Genomic DNA, 15,160 nt, shown 5'->3' with positions numbered 1-15,160 from the left:
TCCCCTGGGCGGGCGGTTTCACTGCGGTATGAACCTAGGCCAGGTCAAAACGATCGAGGTTCATCACCTTATTCCAGGCGGCGACAAAGTCGTAGACAAAACTCGCCTGAGCGTCCGAGCTGCCATAGACTTCCGCCAGCGCGCGCAGTTGAGAATGTGAACCGAAGATCAGATCGGCGCGGGTCGCCGTCCACTTGAGCGCGTCGGTTTGGCTGTCGCGTCCTTCGAATACGCCGTCATCGCCAACCGCTTTCCAGGTGGTGCCCATATCAAGCAGATTGACGAAGAAGTCGTTGCTCAGCGCCTGCGGTCGTTGGGTCAGCACGCCATGCTGGCTCTGGCCAACGTTGGCGTTTAACACCCTCAGCCCGCCCACCAGTACCGTCATTTCCGGTGCCGTCAGCGTCAGCAACTGCGCTTTGTCGACCAGCAAGGCTTCGGCCGGAATATTGAACTGGCGCTTCAGGTAGTTACGGAAACCATCGGCAACCGGCTCCATCGCTTCGAAGGAGTCGACGTCGGTCTGCTCCTGCGTGGCATCCATACGGCCTGGCGTGAAGGGCACGCTCACCGGATGCCCGGCGTTGATTGCCGCCTGTTCGACCGCTGCGGCACCGGCCAGCACGATTAAATCTGCCAGCGAGACGCGCTTGTTGCCCGTCTGGGCATTGTTGAACGCCTGCTGTATCCCTTCGAGCTTGGCCAGCGTTTGCGCCAGTTGCGCCGGTTGGTTGATTGCCCAATCCTTCTGCGGTGCCAGACGAATGCGCGCACCGTTGGCGCCGCCACGCTTGTCGGACCCGCGGAAGGTGGAAGCTGAAGCCCAGGCGGTGGAAACCAATACCGAGATTGGCAGGCCGGAAGCCAGGATGCTGGTTTTGAGATCGGCGATATCCTGATCGTTAACCAACTGATGATCGACGGCCGGGATCGGATCTTGCCAAATCAGTTCTTCGGCCGGCACTTCCGGGCCGAGATAGCGAGCGCGAGGCCCCATATCGCGGTGGGTCAGCTTGTACCAGGCACGGGAGAAAGCGTCTGCGAGTTGCTCAGGATGTTCATAGAAACGGCGCGAGATCTTTTCGTATGCCGGATCGAAGCGCAGCGACAGGTCGGTGGTTAACATGGTCGGACGCTGTTTCTTCGCAGGATCGAACGCATCGGGAATGGTCTCGCCCACGTCTTTGGCCACCCACTGGTGGGCACCGGCCGGGCTCTGCGTCAGTTCCCACTCGTATTCGAACAGGTGTTTGAAGAAGTCGTGGTTCCACTGGGTCGGCGTGGTGGTCCAGGTCACTTCCAGGCCGCTGGTGATGGCATCCTTACCTTTACCGGTGCCAAAGCTGCTCTGCCAGCCGAGTCCCTGCCGTTCGATGCCCGCACTCTCCGGATCGTCGCCGACATGAGAGGCCGGGCCTGCGCCGTGGGTTTTACCGAAGGTATGACCGCCAGCGATCAGCGCCACGGTTTCTTCATCATTCATCGCCATTCGGGCAAAGGTCTCGCGAATGTCACGGGCGGCAGCGACCGGATCCGGGTTACCGTCCGGGCCTTCCGGGTTAACGTAAATCAGGCCCATTTGCACCGCAGCCAGCGGATCTTCCAAATCGCGATCGCCTGAGTAGCGGCTGTTCTGGCCACCGCTCAGTTCCAGCCAGATTTTTTCCGATCCCCAATAGACGTCATCCGGCTCCCAGGTATCGGCACGGCCGCCCGCGTAGCCAAAGGTTTTAAAACCCATGGATTCGAGCGCGACGTTACCGGTCAGGATAATCAGGTCGGCCCAGGAGATTTTGCGGCCGTATTTCTGTTTGATTGGCCACAACAGGCGGCGGGCCTTATCGAGGCTGACGTTGTCGGGCCAACTGTTGAGCGGTGCAAAACGTTGCTGGCCTTCACCTGCGCCGCCACGGCCGTCGCCGATGCGGTAAGTCCCGGCGCTGTGCCAGGCCATACGGATAAACAGGCCACCGTAGTGGCCGAAGTCTGCCGGCCACCAGTCCTGCGAGTCGGTCATCAGGGCATGCAGATCCTGTTTAACGGCGGCCAGATCCAGGCTGTTAAAGGCTTTGGCGTAATCGAAGTCGGGGTCCATCGGGTCGGAAAGGGAGGAGTGCTGGTGCAGCGGTTTCAGGCTAAGTTGGTTGGGCCACCAGTCCTGATTCGAGGGGCCACGGCGTGGCGTGTTCGGTTTACCGCCGCCCGAAAATGGGCATTTGCTTTCAGTTGTCATGATGCGCTCTCTGCTTCTGTAGGTTCGCTCCCCAGGCCCTGTCTGCCGGTACCTGGGGAGCCGTTAGCTTGACATCGCGGGTAACTGCCCGCGTCGGGTGTTGCGCTAAGGGTTTTTCTAATCAACTGATTTTCAATAATAAGAGATGAGGTTTTCGCCAACCGCTGATGGGGCTCGCACTGACACTCAGCTCTAAGCTTAGTCAGTGGATGAAGATAGATAAAATAGGAATGGTTGAATGTTGTAATAGTTGGCAGCTATTGAATGTAGTGCTATTAATCGGTTGATATTAAAGGGAAGGTCGGGGTTACCAAGGCAGTCACCAGCAAGTGATGTTAAGCCGCCTGATCGGTTCGATAAACTTTGAAGTTAAAACACGGTCGATAGTCACTACCCATCGTTTTTGGGCTGTATTGGCCGTTCATTCAGTGTGTTATAGGTGAAAACCGGCTCTGTCTCCTATACTGCACTGCATGGGCTGATCCGACAAAGGATTGTAAATAATGTCAAAGTGGTGTTGGTTATTGAGTCAGTTAACGCGCAAGTTGTGGTTCCGTACCTGTTTCTTTGCCGCTCTGGCGGTTCTGTCTGCATTGGTTTCTATTGTACTGAAACCTTTTATTCCCCCGAGTATCGGTGGTGTGGTGGGCAGCGATGCTGTCGACAAGATCCTTAATATCCTGGCGTCCAGCATGCTGGCGGTGACGACTTTTTCATTGAACATTATGGTCTCGGCATACAGTTCAGCGACAACCAGCGTGACGCCGCGGGCGACCCGCCTGGTGATGGAAGACAGCACGACGCAAAACGTACTGGCAACCTTTATCGGTTCCTTCCTGTTCAGCCTGGTCGGTATTGTGGCGCTGAGTATGGGGGCCTATGGTGACCAGGGGCGCGTGGTTCTGTTTGTCGTCACACTGGTTGTTATTGGTTTGATTGTCATCACCTTGTTACGTTGGATCCAGCATTTGTCTCTGCTGGGGCGAGTTGGCGAAACGACCTCCCGGGTAGAAGAGGCAACGCGAACGGCATTGGAAAACCGGGTAAATATCCCTTACCTGGGCGGGAAACCCTGGCATGTGCATCTCACGCCACCGACGAATGCCATACCGATCTATCCGGGGGGCATTGGCTATATCCAACACGTTGACATGCAAATGCTCGATACTTATGCACAGCAGGTCGAAGGGGAGCTTTACTTACAATCCCAGGCAGGGGCCTTTGTCCATCCAGCGCAGCCGCTAGCCTGGCTGGCGTCATCTCATGGCGATATTGATGCGGCAGAAATTCTGGACGCTATAACCATCAGCGCTGAACGTTCATTTGATCAAGATCCGCGCTTTGGTCTCGCCGTATTGGCTGAAATCGCCTCCAGGGCCTTGTCTCCGGCGGTAAATGACCCCGGCACTGCGATTGATGTGATTGGGCGTGCGGTAAGGTTGTTGGCAATATGGGGCAAAAAAACCCCAGGCGCCAGTGAGGTCGAGTATGCCCAGGTCTATGTACAACCCATTTTAACGGCAGACCTGTTTGACGATATCTTCAATCCCATTGCTCGTGACGGCGCGGCGCTGATTGAGGTGCAACTGCGTCTGTTGAAAGCTTTGCAGGCGCTCGAACAGATGGATCCTGAAGTGTTCTCTGTGGATGTACGCAGGTATGTGGTGACTGTTCAGCATTGGGCCGAACAACAGATGGGTTCACCCCAGGACAGAGAAAAGTTGTATGACTGGTTACGGCACTCCGGGATGGGTAATGGCTAGTTTTTTTATCTGCGGGGCGGTTTATTGATTATCGCCCCAGATGCCGTGAGGGCGGGAGATAAGCCCTGGTCATCGTGTATTTTCTCCCTGTAAACACCCGCTACTTGTTTTCAAGGCAGTCTCCCTGTCCGAGCGAGTTAAACCCCTTTGGTTCTCCTGATTGAATATAAAGAAAAACCGATGGTTTATGCTGATATATAATATTCACCTTGTTATGATTCATCACGGCAGGTAATAATTGTGCGTGTTGGTGAAGCATTGATACCTTTCCCTATATCCCCCTCGCTTCAGGTATTGATAGACTGAAATTAATTAGACTATTTAATGGTAATTTTCTATCGCAATGGTAGTGATCGAGAGTATAACCACTCATGCAAACTGTCATGCCTGTAGGATCCAGCGCGAAAGAATAGGCTTTATTGATAAAGTCACCACCCTTATTTCAATAAGGAGGAACTATGCTAGGAAATCTTCATAATGTCGATATTCGCTTGTTGCAGATATTTTTAACCATTGTTCAATGTAATGGGTTTTCTGCCGCGCAAGCGCAATTGAATATGAGCCAATCCGCCATTAGTACCTGTATGTCCACCTTAGAGACCCGTCTGGGATTTCGCCTTTGCGAGCGGGGGAAAAAAGGATTCAGTCTGACGGATGAAGGTGAACAGGTGCTTTATTATACACAACAACTGTTTGCCAAATTAGATGACTTTGTTTTACAGGTCCATAACCTTTCGGGGCGATTACGCGGTGAATTGATGATAGGTTTATTGGACAGCACATTAACGCTGCCAGAAGCAAAAATAGTTGAGGCAATAAGACGTTTTTATCAGCGTAATCATGAGGTAAGTCTGCAGGTTTTTATTAAATCACCGACGGAACTTGAACAGAAAATTATCAGCGGCGAATTACATGCGGCGATATCTTATATCGGGCACAGATTAGAGAATCTTGAGTATATCGATCTCTTCAGTGAAAAAATTTCAATCTATTGCGGAAGGCACCATCCGCTGTATTTGTCATCAAAGGTGACTGCCGAGGATTTACAGCGCTTCAGCTGGGTAAAACGTGGCTATCTGATGCCGTCGGATTTGGTGCCTGTAACGCCATCACTAATCACGGCCACGGCCCACCAGATGGAGGCTGTCGCCTTACTAATCCTGGCAGGGACGCACATGGGTTATCTGCCGCAACATTATGCCCAGCAGTGGGTCGAAAAACAGGAAATGTATCTGCTTGAACCTGATGAATTAAGCTATGAGGTGACTCACTGCCTTATTCTTAACCGAAATCGCCCGCATAATGAAGCCCTCGAAGCCTTGGTGTCTGATATTCGTCTGGAACATGGATATCCGGGACGGTAATATTTCATTCTTATATGCTTCACACCTTTCTGGTTAAACATTAATAAATAGTAAAGTCAGCTTTATTTTATATCTATTGTTAGCCATGCAATTAATTCTTACGCTCATCGGCACATCAATGAATATTCAGATGGGTACAGTAGCTGGAATACTGCTACCCGTAAATGGGCGTTTTTATCACACATCGAGGGAAATGAAATGAGAGATAAATTTCGCGGCAAGCACTATCTTGCCATGCAGGATTATACAGCGGAAGAGATCCGTTATTTGGTCGAGCTGGCAGCCGATTTAAAACGCAAATGGACCATGCGTGAGCCACATGAATATTTACGTGGGCGGACCTATGGCATGATTTTCGAAAAAAAATCTACGCGTACCCGTAATTCCTTCCATGCCGCCGCAACGGCGCTGGGGGCTCAGTCTATCTATTTGCGCCCGGATGAAATGCAACTCAGCCGCGGTGAGCCCATTAAAGATACCGCACGCATTATTGATCGCTATTTTGATGGTTTGTATATCCGAACTTATGGACAGGAAATTGTTCAGGAGTTTGCGCAATACATGAAAAATCCGGTGATTAACGCTTTAACGGCGCTGGAGCATCCTTGCCAGGGGCTGGCCGATCTGCTGACCATTAAAGAAAAATTTGGTGAATGGAAAGGGGTAAAAGTCTGTTATGCCGGCGATGTCTATAACGTCTGTCATTCCCTGATGATCGGCTGCGGCATGATGGGCATGGATATTTATGTTGCTGCCCCTGAAGGGTACGAACCGGTACCGGAAATTCTGGCCTGTGCGCAGCAACACGCGGCGAAAAGCGGCTCCAAAGTTATCGTGACCCGGGATTTCGACGAGGCGCTGCGTGGAGCCGATGTGGTGTATGGCAACACCTGGCACAGCATGGGCGAAAACGAAGCCCAGAAAGAAAAGCGCATTCAAGACTTTATGCCGTACCAAATCAACGCCCAGGCAATGGCGAAAGCACGCAAGACGGCGGTCTTCATGCATTGCCTGCCGGGTTACCGTGGCGAAGATATGACAGATGAAGTCATTGAAGGGCCGCAGTCCGTGGTGTGGGATCAGGGTGAAAACCGCATGCACACCGTGAAGGCCGTTATGGTGGCTACGGCGGTCTAGCCTTCCGGCTCAAAGGCGAGGGAGCCCAAACGCTGGCTCCCTCGCCATGCCGCCAGACATCACTTCTGCTTTTAGTCGCCATCCGTACTTCACTAAGGAGTTTGTTATGAGCCAATCTGTGGAGAGTAAAACACATCTAAAAAAAGCCATTACCTTCAATGGATTTTTGGGGATGGGTATTGGCTGCGTTTTTGGTGCTTCCTGGCTGGTGCTCACCGGCACCTGGCTAAGCACGGCCGGTGGCCCCTCCAATGCGGCACTGGCCATTTTACTCTGCCTGCTCATTGAGCTTCCCCTTGCGCTGGCCTATCTGGAAGCCATATCCGCAGTGCCTTTGGCGGGTGGGGAGGCGGCGTATTCATATCTTGCATTCGGCAGTTTTGCCGCGATGATCGCCGGATGGTTCGGCGTGCTGGTGAATATCATTTTATGCGCCTGGGAAGCACTGGCAATTACCACCATGCTGGGCTACCTGCTGCCCTCGATGAAGAGCGCGGCGATCCTCTATGAGGTCGGCGGGTTTGCGGTCAGTGCGCCATTATTGGTTATCGGGCTGCTGCTTATCGCGGGCATCGGCATGATGCAGCACCGGGGCGTAAAACTTTCATCAACGTTACAGACGTTTATTACCGTGACGGTGTTAACCCTGGTTATCGTCTCGCTGATTGCCTGTTCATTCTATATCGACCTTGAAAACCTCAGCCCGTTACAGAGCAAACCGACCTTTGCCGGCGTGGTGGCTCTGCTGGCGCTCCTGCCATTTTCTATAGCCGGTTGGGAAACCATAGCCAAGGGAGCGGAAGAAGCCTCTGCCAGCCTGAGCCGTAAAAAAACCGCTCTTGCTTTGATTATCTCGCTGGTCATCGCCACCTTTATGTACCTGATTACCCTACTGGTTCCTTCGGCAATCGTGCCCTGGCAAAGCCTGATGACCATGGATATCCCCTTTGCTCACGCAGCAGAAATAGTGACAGGTACGCCAGTTTGGGGGGTGTTACTCACGGCAGCAGCTTGCTGCGGAGTCGTGGGGGTTTATAACGCCTGCTTTTATGGCGCAACTCGTTTACTGATGTATATGAGCCAGGTTGGATTAATTCCGGCGGCTTTTTCCCGCTTGCACCCGGTTTACCATACGCCAACGGTAGCCATCCTGTTCGTTTCATTAATAGCCGCCTCTGCCTGTTTGCTGGGTAAAGCCGTGTTTCTCCCCCTGGTCACCGTGGCCGCTTTTTCCTACATCGTCTTGTGGGGATCAACGCTGTTTTCCGTGATGCGACTGAGGAAATTACGCCCTGAGCTTCCACGCCCGCTTCCAACTCCGGGAGGAAAATTCACCCTGGCTATTGGGGCCATTGTGACTCTGCTTATGGCTGCAGCCATGTTGGTTCCTGGCAGCCCGGCGGCGCTTAAATGGCCCTATGAGCATCTGCTATTGGCCGTGCTGCTGGTGATTGGCCTGATTCTTTATTTGTTGCGGGATAAATCTGTTTCCGGAGAAGAGCAGGCCAAATTGATACTGAAAAACATTCCCACCGAAATAGTGAAAACAGAACTGACCACTCAAAATAGTAATTCTGATTAATTCCGTACTCATATCGATGAAAATATCCTGACTGTATCTTATGAAATAAAGATAATTAAGAGGTTAAAAATGGAAAGAAGCTATGTAAAAAATGCCACTAACAGGCTGAAGAAGGTTTTATTATGTCCACCAAAACATTTTTCATTCCAGCCTATTAATGTCATTACTGAAGACTGGCTGGAAAAAGGCGAGTCAGCCGATATTAACGCATTTCGGCGCGAGCATGACGCGCTGGTTCAGGCTTACCGCGAAAATGGCGTTGAAGTGGTATTGATGGATCCTGATCCTGACCTTCCTTATCAGGTTTATGCGCGCGATTTCGGTGCCTGTGTCGCGGAAGGTTTCATCATGGGGAGTTTCCGTGAACCTTGTCGCCATGGGGAAACGGCCGCCTATGAAGCCAAGATGAAACAGCTTGGTATCCCCTGCGTTGCACGCTGTACCAGCGGGGCATTTGAGGGCGGTGATTTCTGGATGATAGATGAGCACACTATTGCTCAGGGCGTCGTGGCAAGGACGGACTATGACGGCTACCAGAACATTGAACGCCAGATGTGGGAGCTGGGTTACACCATGGTCCCTATCTTCTGTAAGCGTGAAAATCTTCACCTGGACATGTGCTTTAATATTGTTGCCGAGAAAGTCGCGGTCGTCTGTAAAGCTGCTCTTCCCGATGAGTTTTTAAATCTGCTCACCAGAAGAAAATTCACGCTGATTGATGTTCCGCAACAGGGGGTATTCCGCCATCATTGCAATTTGCAGGCATTGGGTGATGACCGGGTGCTGACCTTTAAAAATAATAAAGAGACCAACCTGCAGCTTGCTGCCTTGGGAATTAAAACCATTGAAATTGAATTGGAAGAAATTCTCAAAGGTGGCGGCGGGCCTCACTGCATGACTTTCCCATTGGAACGGGAATGAAATAGTCAGCCATCTAAAGGGGAGGGTATAGCTTCCCCTTTCTTATCTGCCAGGGAACAGGAGAGGATAATTATGAGAATACTTATAGCATTAGGCGGCAATGCGCTATTAAAACGTGGCGAAGCCATGACCGCGGAAAACCAGCGGCGAAATATCGCTATAGCCTGTGAAGCCATTTCCCGTCTGGATGGCAAACACCAGATCATTATCAGCCACGGAAATGGGCCGCAGGTGGGGTTATTAGCACTGCAGTCTGAGTCCTACGCCGATAAGGTTGAACCCTATCCGTTTGACGTTTTGGGTGCGGAAAGCCAGGGGATGATTGGTTACATGCTGGAGCAAGAGCTACGTAATCATATACCCGGCAGGCAGGTTGCCTGTTTGCTGACTCAGGTAGAGGTCGATATCAACGATCCCGCAGTCAAGCAACCCAATAAATTTATTGGCCCGGTTTATAACGACGAACAGGCCAAAAAATTAATGCAAGAAAAAGGCTGGATAATAAAACCGGATGGTAAATATTACCGCCGCGTTGTTCCCAGCCCACAGCCATTGGCGGTCGTCGAAATTGAGACATTACGCACGCTGGTAAACAATGATGTGATTGTTATTGCCGGCGGCGGTGGCGGTATCCCGGTCACCACCCTCAGTTCACAAATCCGTGGGCTGGAGGCCGTTATCGACAAGGATCGCTGCTGCAGCCTAATGGCTCAGCAGCTGGATGTGGACTTACTGATTATCGCGACCGACGTCAGCAGAGTTTTTACTGACTTTGGCACGGCGGACAGCAAAGCAATTAAAGCCGCCAATCCACACGCATTGCTTGAAATGGATTTCCCGGCAGGCTCGATGTGGCCCAAGATCCAGGCTACGTGTGAGTTTTCTATCAATAGTGGCAGATCGGCAGTGATCGGATCGCTGGAGGACATTGTTGATATGGTCGAAGGACGGGCAGGAACCTTGATCAATAAAGATATTGAGGGCGTGGCGTTTCACTGACGAGCGGGTTAAAGCGCGTTGATTATGCATGGGTGCAGCAGATATTGGCACCGCGGCTATTCCAGACAATCCGCCAAAGCGACATGGCAAAGGAGACAATTGTGGTTATTGATCTCTCCCTCATTGGGCTTTACTTGTTATTGGTGTTAGGCGTGGGGTGGCTGGGCTGGAAACGGACAAAAACGCGAGATGATTACGCCGTGGCGGGCAGACGTCTCGCCCCGTTGATGTTCACCGGCACTATGGCCACGACGGTGCTCGGCGGCGCGGCAACCATGGGCAGCATGGGACTCGGTTATCAATATGGCATCTCTGGCTTATGGCTGGCAACCAGCCTGGGAATGGGGCTGATTGGACTGAGTTTGTTTTTGGTTACCCCGTTGTTGAAGCTCAATCTGCACACCGTCACCCAGGTCCTGGCACTGCGTTATCGTCCCCGCGTTCGCTTGCTGGGGGCGGCCATTATGATGGTTTATGACCTAATGGTTGCGGTCACCTCCATTATCGCCATAGGCAGCATTATCGAGGTTTTGTTGGGCATCCCCTTTCTGTATGCCATTTGGATCGGCGGCGGGGTGGTAGTGGTCTATGTTTTTCTGGGGGGGATGTGGTCATTAACCATGACTGATATTTTTCAGTTTATTATGATGACGGTGGGGTTACTTTTTATTTTAATGCCTGCCAGTGTTATTCATGCCGGTGGTTGGCAAAATATGCGAGATATTTTACCCGAGGGTTTCTTCTCGCTGACCCATATTGGTTTACCGAATATCATTACTTATTTTTTAATCTACTGTCTGGGAATGTTTATCGGGCAGGACATCTGGCAACGCATGTTTACCGCCCGCAGTGCCAATGTTGCCCGCTGGGGAGGCTTCGTCGCCGGGGTTTATTGTATTGTCTGGGGCGTGATGGGGGCAATTATCGGCATGAGTTGCCGGGTGTTTTTGCCCGATATTGGCAACCCGGATGCCGTATTCATGAGCGCCGTACAGACGGTGCTTCCCGTAGGCCTTCGGGGGATTGTCATTGCGGCTTCACTGGCCGCACTCATGTCGACAGCCAGCGCCTGTATGATGGCGACCTCAACCCTGTTTGTTTATGATATTTATGCCGCTATCTTCAAGAAAGAAAAATGTTCAATTAAAACAGATCGCTGTGCAACCCTGGCCTTTGGTATCAGCATACTGATCATCGCCAGTTTGATTGGCGATGTTATTACTGCGCTGACTGTCGCTTATAACATTCTGGTTGGCGTGTTGTTGGTCCCCCTGATTGGAGCCATTTGTTGGCAAAGATCTTCAACCACCGGGGCGATATCAGCGATGGTGTCCAGCACCATCATCATTATCTATTTTATGGTCAGATACGGATTGCAGGCCAACAGTGTGACCTATTACGGGCTGTTGGCGAATCTGGTGACCTTCGTGACAATAAGCCTGCTATGGCCTGATTTTCGGACCCCAACTCCGCTGAATTAATCGGAAACTCAATCTTCATGGCCTTCTTTATTGAGAATACGGGAGCGGCAAACGTCCAAAATCTCATCTGCCAGCGCGGAGTCATCAGGGCAGGCGCGGGACAGCACCAGAGCACCAACAACATGTGCGATGGTATCGATCAGGTCGGCTCGCGTTATGTCACCTTCGCCATTTTCATTGGCTAAAAGGGCCAACTGACGTTCAATGCCAGCCGCAAACGTCGCCTTAATTGATTCGGATTGGCGGGCCGTATCGGTGCCTAGTGCCGACATCACACAACCTTTGCCCATGTCATCGCGATGCTGGCGGGAAAGATAGTTTTCAACAAATTTCTCCCGGCTCATATCCGCCGTACTTTCTGCTGATTGCGTAAAACCGCAGTTCATCGCCTCCGACATCAAATCGGCCTTGGAACCAAAGTGCTTATAGAACCCGCCGTGAGTTAAACCTGCCGCTGACATCAATTCAGCTACGCCCACGCCGTCATAACCCCGCTCACGAAACAACTCTGAAGCTGTTTCAACAATACGTATTCGGTTTGCACGAACCTGCTCTTTAGAAACCCTCATTGTTCTGCCTCTTCTCCTAAAACTGATGTCGCAAGTATACATTGATGATGATCGTAATCAAACGGATTGACTTTTTAGATTATGATCATCATCATTGCACTTGTCCCGTTAGCCACCACTTCCAGGGTTCTACAGACATCGCAGTTTGCGAATTTCATTGACTCATTGATAAAGAAGGGCATTTCATGACCAAATCAACAGTTCTGATTACAGGCGCCTCCACAGGCATTGGTGCCGTATACGCTGAACGGTTTGCGCGCCGTGGCCATGACCTGGTTCTGGTCGCCCGCGACAAGACAAAACTTGATAGCCTTGCCGAACGCTTGAGACAAGAAAAGGGTATTGCTGTCGATGTCCTGCCTGCGGATCTCACACAAGCGGATGATTTAGCGGCTGTTGAAGCTCGCTTACGTGATGACACGCGGATAGGCATTCTTATCAATAACGCGGGTATCGCGCAGTCGGGCAGCTTTGCAGAGCAGACGTCTGATTCAATTGAGCAGCTTATCGCGCTTAATGTAACGGCTTTAACGCGACTGGCCAGTGCAGTGACGCCACGGTTTGTGTTGGCTGGCGAGGGCGCTATCGTCAATATCAGTTCCGTCGTCGGACTCGCCCCTGAATTTGCAATGTCGGTTTATGGCGCAACCAAAGCCTTTGTCCTGTTCCTGTCTCAGGGCCTGAATATTGAGCTGTCGCAGAAAGGGGTTTATGTTCAGGCGGTGCTCCCCGCCGGGACTTACACGGAAATTTGGCAACGTGCAGGTATCGACACCAACACTTTGCCCCAAATGATGGAAGCGGGCGAATTGGTTGATGCAGCCCTGGTTGGGTTTGATCGGCGTGAACTCGTTACCATCCCACCTTTGCAGGATGCCGCACGCTGGGACAACCTCGATGCTACGCGTCAGACTCTGCTATCGGATATCAAACAAGATGAAGCCGCAGAGCGATATAAAACCCTTTAGACAATAAAGGGTCCTGCTCAGAACCGTCGTTCAGCTGGCTGCACGGCAGGGGAAAAACAAATGAATAATAAGACCATGAAATCCTTAACGTTTAAGCGTTACGGTAAATCTCCTGAATTAGGGTTTGATGACGTAGATTATAAAAGGTGTTGGTTGGCCATGAAGCGGGGCTTAACTTATACCTTTCTATTCGTTCGGCCAGAAGGTAGTCAACTCAGCCAAATAGGTAAACTGGTAGAAACCGAACAAATCAAACCCGTGATCGACAAGGTATTCCCCTTTGCTCAAACAAAGGAGGCTCTTGGCTACCTTGCCCAGGGGTATGCGAAAGGAAAAGTGGCTATCAAGATGCAGGATTAATTCCTTTTTCTATGATGCCGTGTTGCCGTTGTCTGATAAGTGGCTATCATCTTTTCTTTAAGCCCTTGCCGCTGCTGAAAGGATTGCCTGCCATTATGCCCGTAAATTTTGACCTCAACGATCTCTACGCCTTCCGCGCGTTGGTTGAATACGGTAATTTTCGGCTTGCCGCAGAGTCCATCTGCCTTTCTCAGTCAGCATTGAGCCGCAGGATAGAGAAGCTGGAATCCGCGCTGGGCATCAAGCTGTTCGACAGAACCACCAGACGAGTCACGCTAACCCTGTATGGACAGACCTTTGCCGAGCGTTCAGATCAACTCTTGATGAACGTTGAGTTGGTATTAGCCGATATCAATAAGGTCAGTCAGGACAGAACGGGGCTGGTCACCGTCGCCACGGTGCCTTCAGCGGCCTACTACTTCATGCCCGACGTGATTCGCCGCTTCCAGGCTCGCTATCCACGCGTACGCGTTAAGCTTATTGATAGCAGTGCCGGCAATGTCATCGAAGCGGTTACCAGCGGCCAGGCCGACTTCGGCATCTGTTTTGCGCGAAACCTGCAACCCAATATCGAATTTCTGCCGTTAATTGGGGATGTTTACGTGGCTGCCTGCAGGCGCGATCACCCTCTGGCCGCTAAAAAAAGCCTGACCTGGCGCGAGTTTTATCAGCAGGATTATGTGGGGCTGGATAAGACCTCCGGCAACCGCAATCTGCTCGATCAGATGCTGGCACACATCATCCCTGAGCGTCCCAGCCTCTGCGAAACCCGCCATGTGACGACCCTGCTGGGCATGGTTGAAGCGGGTATCGGTATTGCCGCCGTACCCGCTATGTCGATGCCGGGATCAGAGCATTCGGTGCTGACTCACCTGCCGCTGACCGACCCGGTTGTAAAGCGCACCGTCGGCCTGATCAGGCGCAGCGGACGTATGCAATCCTACCTTGCCGCTGAGTTGGAAAAACTGATCACTGAACAGTATCACTCTGCCTAACCGGTTGTTCAGCCTTCACGACTCTCATCCCGGTGGCGTGAATGGTTTTTTGCGCCTGCGGGGAAGACAGGAAATCCAGTAGCGCTTTGCCTTCCTGCTGATGTTCGGCTTTGGCGGTGACCGCACCGGCAAAGCGGGTAATGTACTGGACATTGTCAGGCAGTTCGCCAATAAAGGTGACGCCGGGGACGGGGAGCAGTTCACTGACCTGCTGAAAACCTACCGCATATTTTCCTTTCGCCACCTCGGATGCCACCGGAATGCGTTCAACCTTATGCGCCTTCTCCTTCACCTGATCTTCAATACCCAGTTTTTGGAACAGCTGGCTGCTGACGTATCGGCCGCTGGCACTGTCAGAATAGGCAATGGATTTAGCCTGTAGCAGGGTATTGCGCAGCTCTGCATCATTTTTAATATTGGGTTTAGGGTCACCTTGTTTGACCACCATGCCAATCGGCGAATCGGCCAGTTCCACGCGCGACCCCGGCTGTATCCAGTTATCCTTTTCCAGCTTTTTCAGTGCATCGCCCACCATGATCACCACGTCGGCATTTTCGCCGCGAGCCAGGCGTGCCGGGATCGCTTGGGGCGTATTGCCCATCGAGGGGCCAGAGACCAAAATGATCTTGTCGCCACTCGTTGCTTCAAACTGTGGGGCCAGTTTTTCCAGGGCGGCTTTAAAGCCCCCTGAAATCATGACGGTCACTTCTTTTGCGTGCACTCCCGTACTGACAGAGAAAATCACCAACGTGGCGAGCAATGAACGGTAGATTTTTTGCATGACGTAA

The 15,160-nt window shown here is 51.7% G+C and carries 13 protein-coding genes; 10 read left to right on the top strand and 3 right to left on the bottom strand.

The annotated features are described in order from the left end of the window. Positions 1–34: 34 nt before the first annotated feature. Positions 35–2,233: a catalase/peroxidase HPI gene (gene katG, locus E5C26_RS16175; protein ID WP_135317233.1), complete on the bottom strand. Its 2,199-nt coding sequence runs from the start codon at positions 2,231–2,233 to the stop codon at positions 35–37. 503 nt (positions 2,234–2,736) lie between these two features. Between katG and E5C26_RS16170 the strand changes: the two genes are divergently transcribed. The 7 genes from E5C26_RS16170 (at position 2,737) to E5C26_RS16140 (ending at position 11,480) form a co-directional block, all read left to right on the top strand. Beyond that, positions 2,737–3,996 (top strand): DUF2254 domain-containing protein, encoded by a 1,260-nt coding sequence (locus E5C26_RS16170; protein ID WP_240776050.1) that lies wholly within the window; start codon positions 2,737–2,739, stop codon positions 3,994–3,996. A gap of 458 nt (positions 3,997–4,454) precedes the next feature. Further along, positions 4,455–5,360, top strand: coding sequence for a LysR family transcriptional regulator (locus E5C26_RS16165; RefSeq protein ID WP_135317231.1), 906 nt, complete (start codon positions 4,455–4,457; stop codon positions 5,358–5,360). Between the two features lie 198 nt (positions 5,361–5,558). Continuing rightward, a complete protein-coding gene (gene argF, locus E5C26_RS16160) occupies positions 5,559–6,497 on the top strand; it encodes an ornithine carbamoyltransferase (RefSeq protein WP_135317230.1) in 939 nt (312 codons plus the stop codon). Between the two features lie 106 nt (positions 6,498–6,603). Further along, the gene (locus E5C26_RS16155) at positions 6,604–8,079 is read left to right on the top strand and encodes an APC family permease (protein ID WP_135317229.1); all 1,476 of its coding nucleotides are present in this window, start codon (positions 6,604–6,606) and stop codon (positions 8,077–8,079) included. A gap of 69 nt (positions 8,080–8,148) precedes the next feature. Further along, entirely contained in the window at positions 8,149–9,000 is an 852-nt protein-coding gene (locus E5C26_RS16150; RefSeq protein WP_135317228.1) for a dimethylarginine dimethylaminohydrolase family protein, read from the top strand. Between the two features lie 72 nt (positions 9,001–9,072). Continuing rightward, entirely contained in the window at positions 9,073–9,999 is a 927-nt protein-coding gene (gene arcC, locus E5C26_RS16145; RefSeq protein WP_135317227.1) for a carbamate kinase, read from the top strand. Positions 10,000–10,100: 101 nt separating this feature from the next. Beyond that, positions 10,101–11,480, top strand: a complete 1,380-nt coding sequence (locus tag E5C26_RS16140; protein ID WP_135317226.1) for a sodium:solute symporter family transporter — start codon at positions 10,101–10,103, stop codon at positions 11,478–11,480. An 8-nt stretch (positions 11,481–11,488) separates the two neighbouring features. Here E5C26_RS16140 and E5C26_RS16135 read toward each other — a convergent pair whose 3' ends face one another. Next, the gene (locus tag E5C26_RS16135) at positions 11,489–12,049 is read right to left on the bottom strand and encodes a TetR/AcrR family transcriptional regulator (protein WP_135317225.1); all 561 of its coding nucleotides are present in this window, start codon (positions 12,047–12,049) and stop codon (positions 11,489–11,491) included. A 185-nt stretch (positions 12,050–12,234) separates the two neighbouring features. Here E5C26_RS16135 and E5C26_RS16130 point away from each other — a divergent pair, with 185 nt between their 5' ends. The 3 genes from E5C26_RS16130 to E5C26_RS16120 all read left to right on the top strand — a co-directional run bounded on the left by E5C26_RS16130 (position 12,235) and on the right by E5C26_RS16120 (position 14,372). Further along, the gene (locus tag E5C26_RS16130) at positions 12,235–13,017 is read left to right on the top strand and encodes an SDR family NAD(P)-dependent oxidoreductase (RefSeq protein WP_135317224.1); all 783 of its coding nucleotides are present in this window, start codon (positions 12,235–12,237) and stop codon (positions 13,015–13,017) included. A 60-nt stretch (positions 13,018–13,077) separates the two neighbouring features. After that, the gene (locus E5C26_RS16125; protein WP_260516246.1) at positions 13,078–13,377 is read left to right on the top strand and encodes a zinc-binding dehydrogenase; all 300 of its coding nucleotides are present in this window, start codon (positions 13,078–13,080) and stop codon (positions 13,375–13,377) included. A 95-nt stretch (positions 13,378–13,472) separates the two neighbouring features. Beyond that, positions 13,473–14,372 (top strand): LysR family transcriptional regulator, encoded by a 900-nt coding sequence (locus E5C26_RS16120; protein WP_135317223.1) that lies wholly within the window; start codon positions 13,473–13,475, stop codon positions 14,370–14,372. Here E5C26_RS16120 and E5C26_RS16115 read toward each other — a convergent pair. Then, positions 14,347–15,153 (bottom strand): substrate-binding domain-containing protein, encoded by an 807-nt coding sequence (locus E5C26_RS16115; protein ID WP_135317222.1) that lies wholly within the window; start codon positions 15,151–15,153, stop codon positions 14,347–14,349. The genes E5C26_RS16120 and E5C26_RS16115 overlap by 26 nt on opposite strands. Between the last annotated feature and the right edge of the window lie 7 nt (positions 15,154–15,160).

This window comes from Serratia proteamaculans (genome assembly GCF_004684015.1).
Lineage (GTDB): Bacteria > Pseudomonadota > Gammaproteobacteria > Enterobacterales > Enterobacteriaceae > Serratia > Serratia proteamaculans_F.
This window is presented reverse-complemented; position numbering and strand designations above follow the sequence as displayed.

Bases quoted from the DNA above. Each gene is read 5' to 3' on its own strand.
- E5C26_RS16120 (WP_135317223.1), top strand. From the start codon at position 13,473: ATGCCCGTAAATTTTGACCTCAACGATCTCTACGCCTTCCGCGCGTTG.
- E5C26_RS16165 (WP_135317231.1), top strand. From the start codon at position 4,455: ATGCTAGGAAATCTTCATAATGTCGATATTCGCTTGTTGCAGATATTT.
- arcC (WP_135317227.1), top strand. From the start codon at position 9,073: ATGAGAATACTTATAGCATTAGGCGGCAATGCGCTATTAAAACGTGGC.
- E5C26_RS16125 (WP_260516246.1), top strand. From the start codon at position 13,078: ATGAATAATAAGACCATGAAATCCTTAACGTTTAAGCGTTACGGTAAA.
- katG (WP_135317233.1), bottom strand. From the start codon at position 2,233: ATGACAACTGAAAGCAAATGCCCATTTTCGGGCGGCGGTAAACCGAAC.
- E5C26_RS16135 (WP_135317225.1), bottom strand. From the start codon at position 12,049: ATGAGGGTTTCTAAAGAGCAGGTTCGTGCAAACCGAATACGTATTGTT.
- E5C26_RS16150 (WP_135317228.1), top strand. From the start codon at position 8,149: ATGGAAAGAAGCTATGTAAAAAATGCCACTAACAGGCTGAAGAAGGTT.
- E5C26_RS16130 (WP_135317224.1), top strand. From the start codon at position 12,235: ATGACCAAATCAACAGTTCTGATTACAGGCGCCTCCACAGGCATTGGT.
- E5C26_RS16155 (WP_135317229.1), top strand. From the start codon at position 6,604: ATGAGCCAATCTGTGGAGAGTAAAACACATCTAAAAAAAGCCATTACC.
- E5C26_RS16170 (WP_240776050.1), top strand. From the start codon at position 2,737: ATGTCAAAGTGGTGTTGGTTATTGAGTCAGTTAACGCGCAAGTTGTGG.
- argF (WP_135317230.1), top strand. From the start codon at position 5,559: ATGAGAGATAAATTTCGCGGCAAGCACTATCTTGCCATGCAGGATTAT.
- E5C26_RS16115 (WP_135317222.1), bottom strand. From the start codon at position 15,153: ATGCAAAAAATCTACCGTTCATTGCTCGCCACGTTGGTGATTTTCTCT.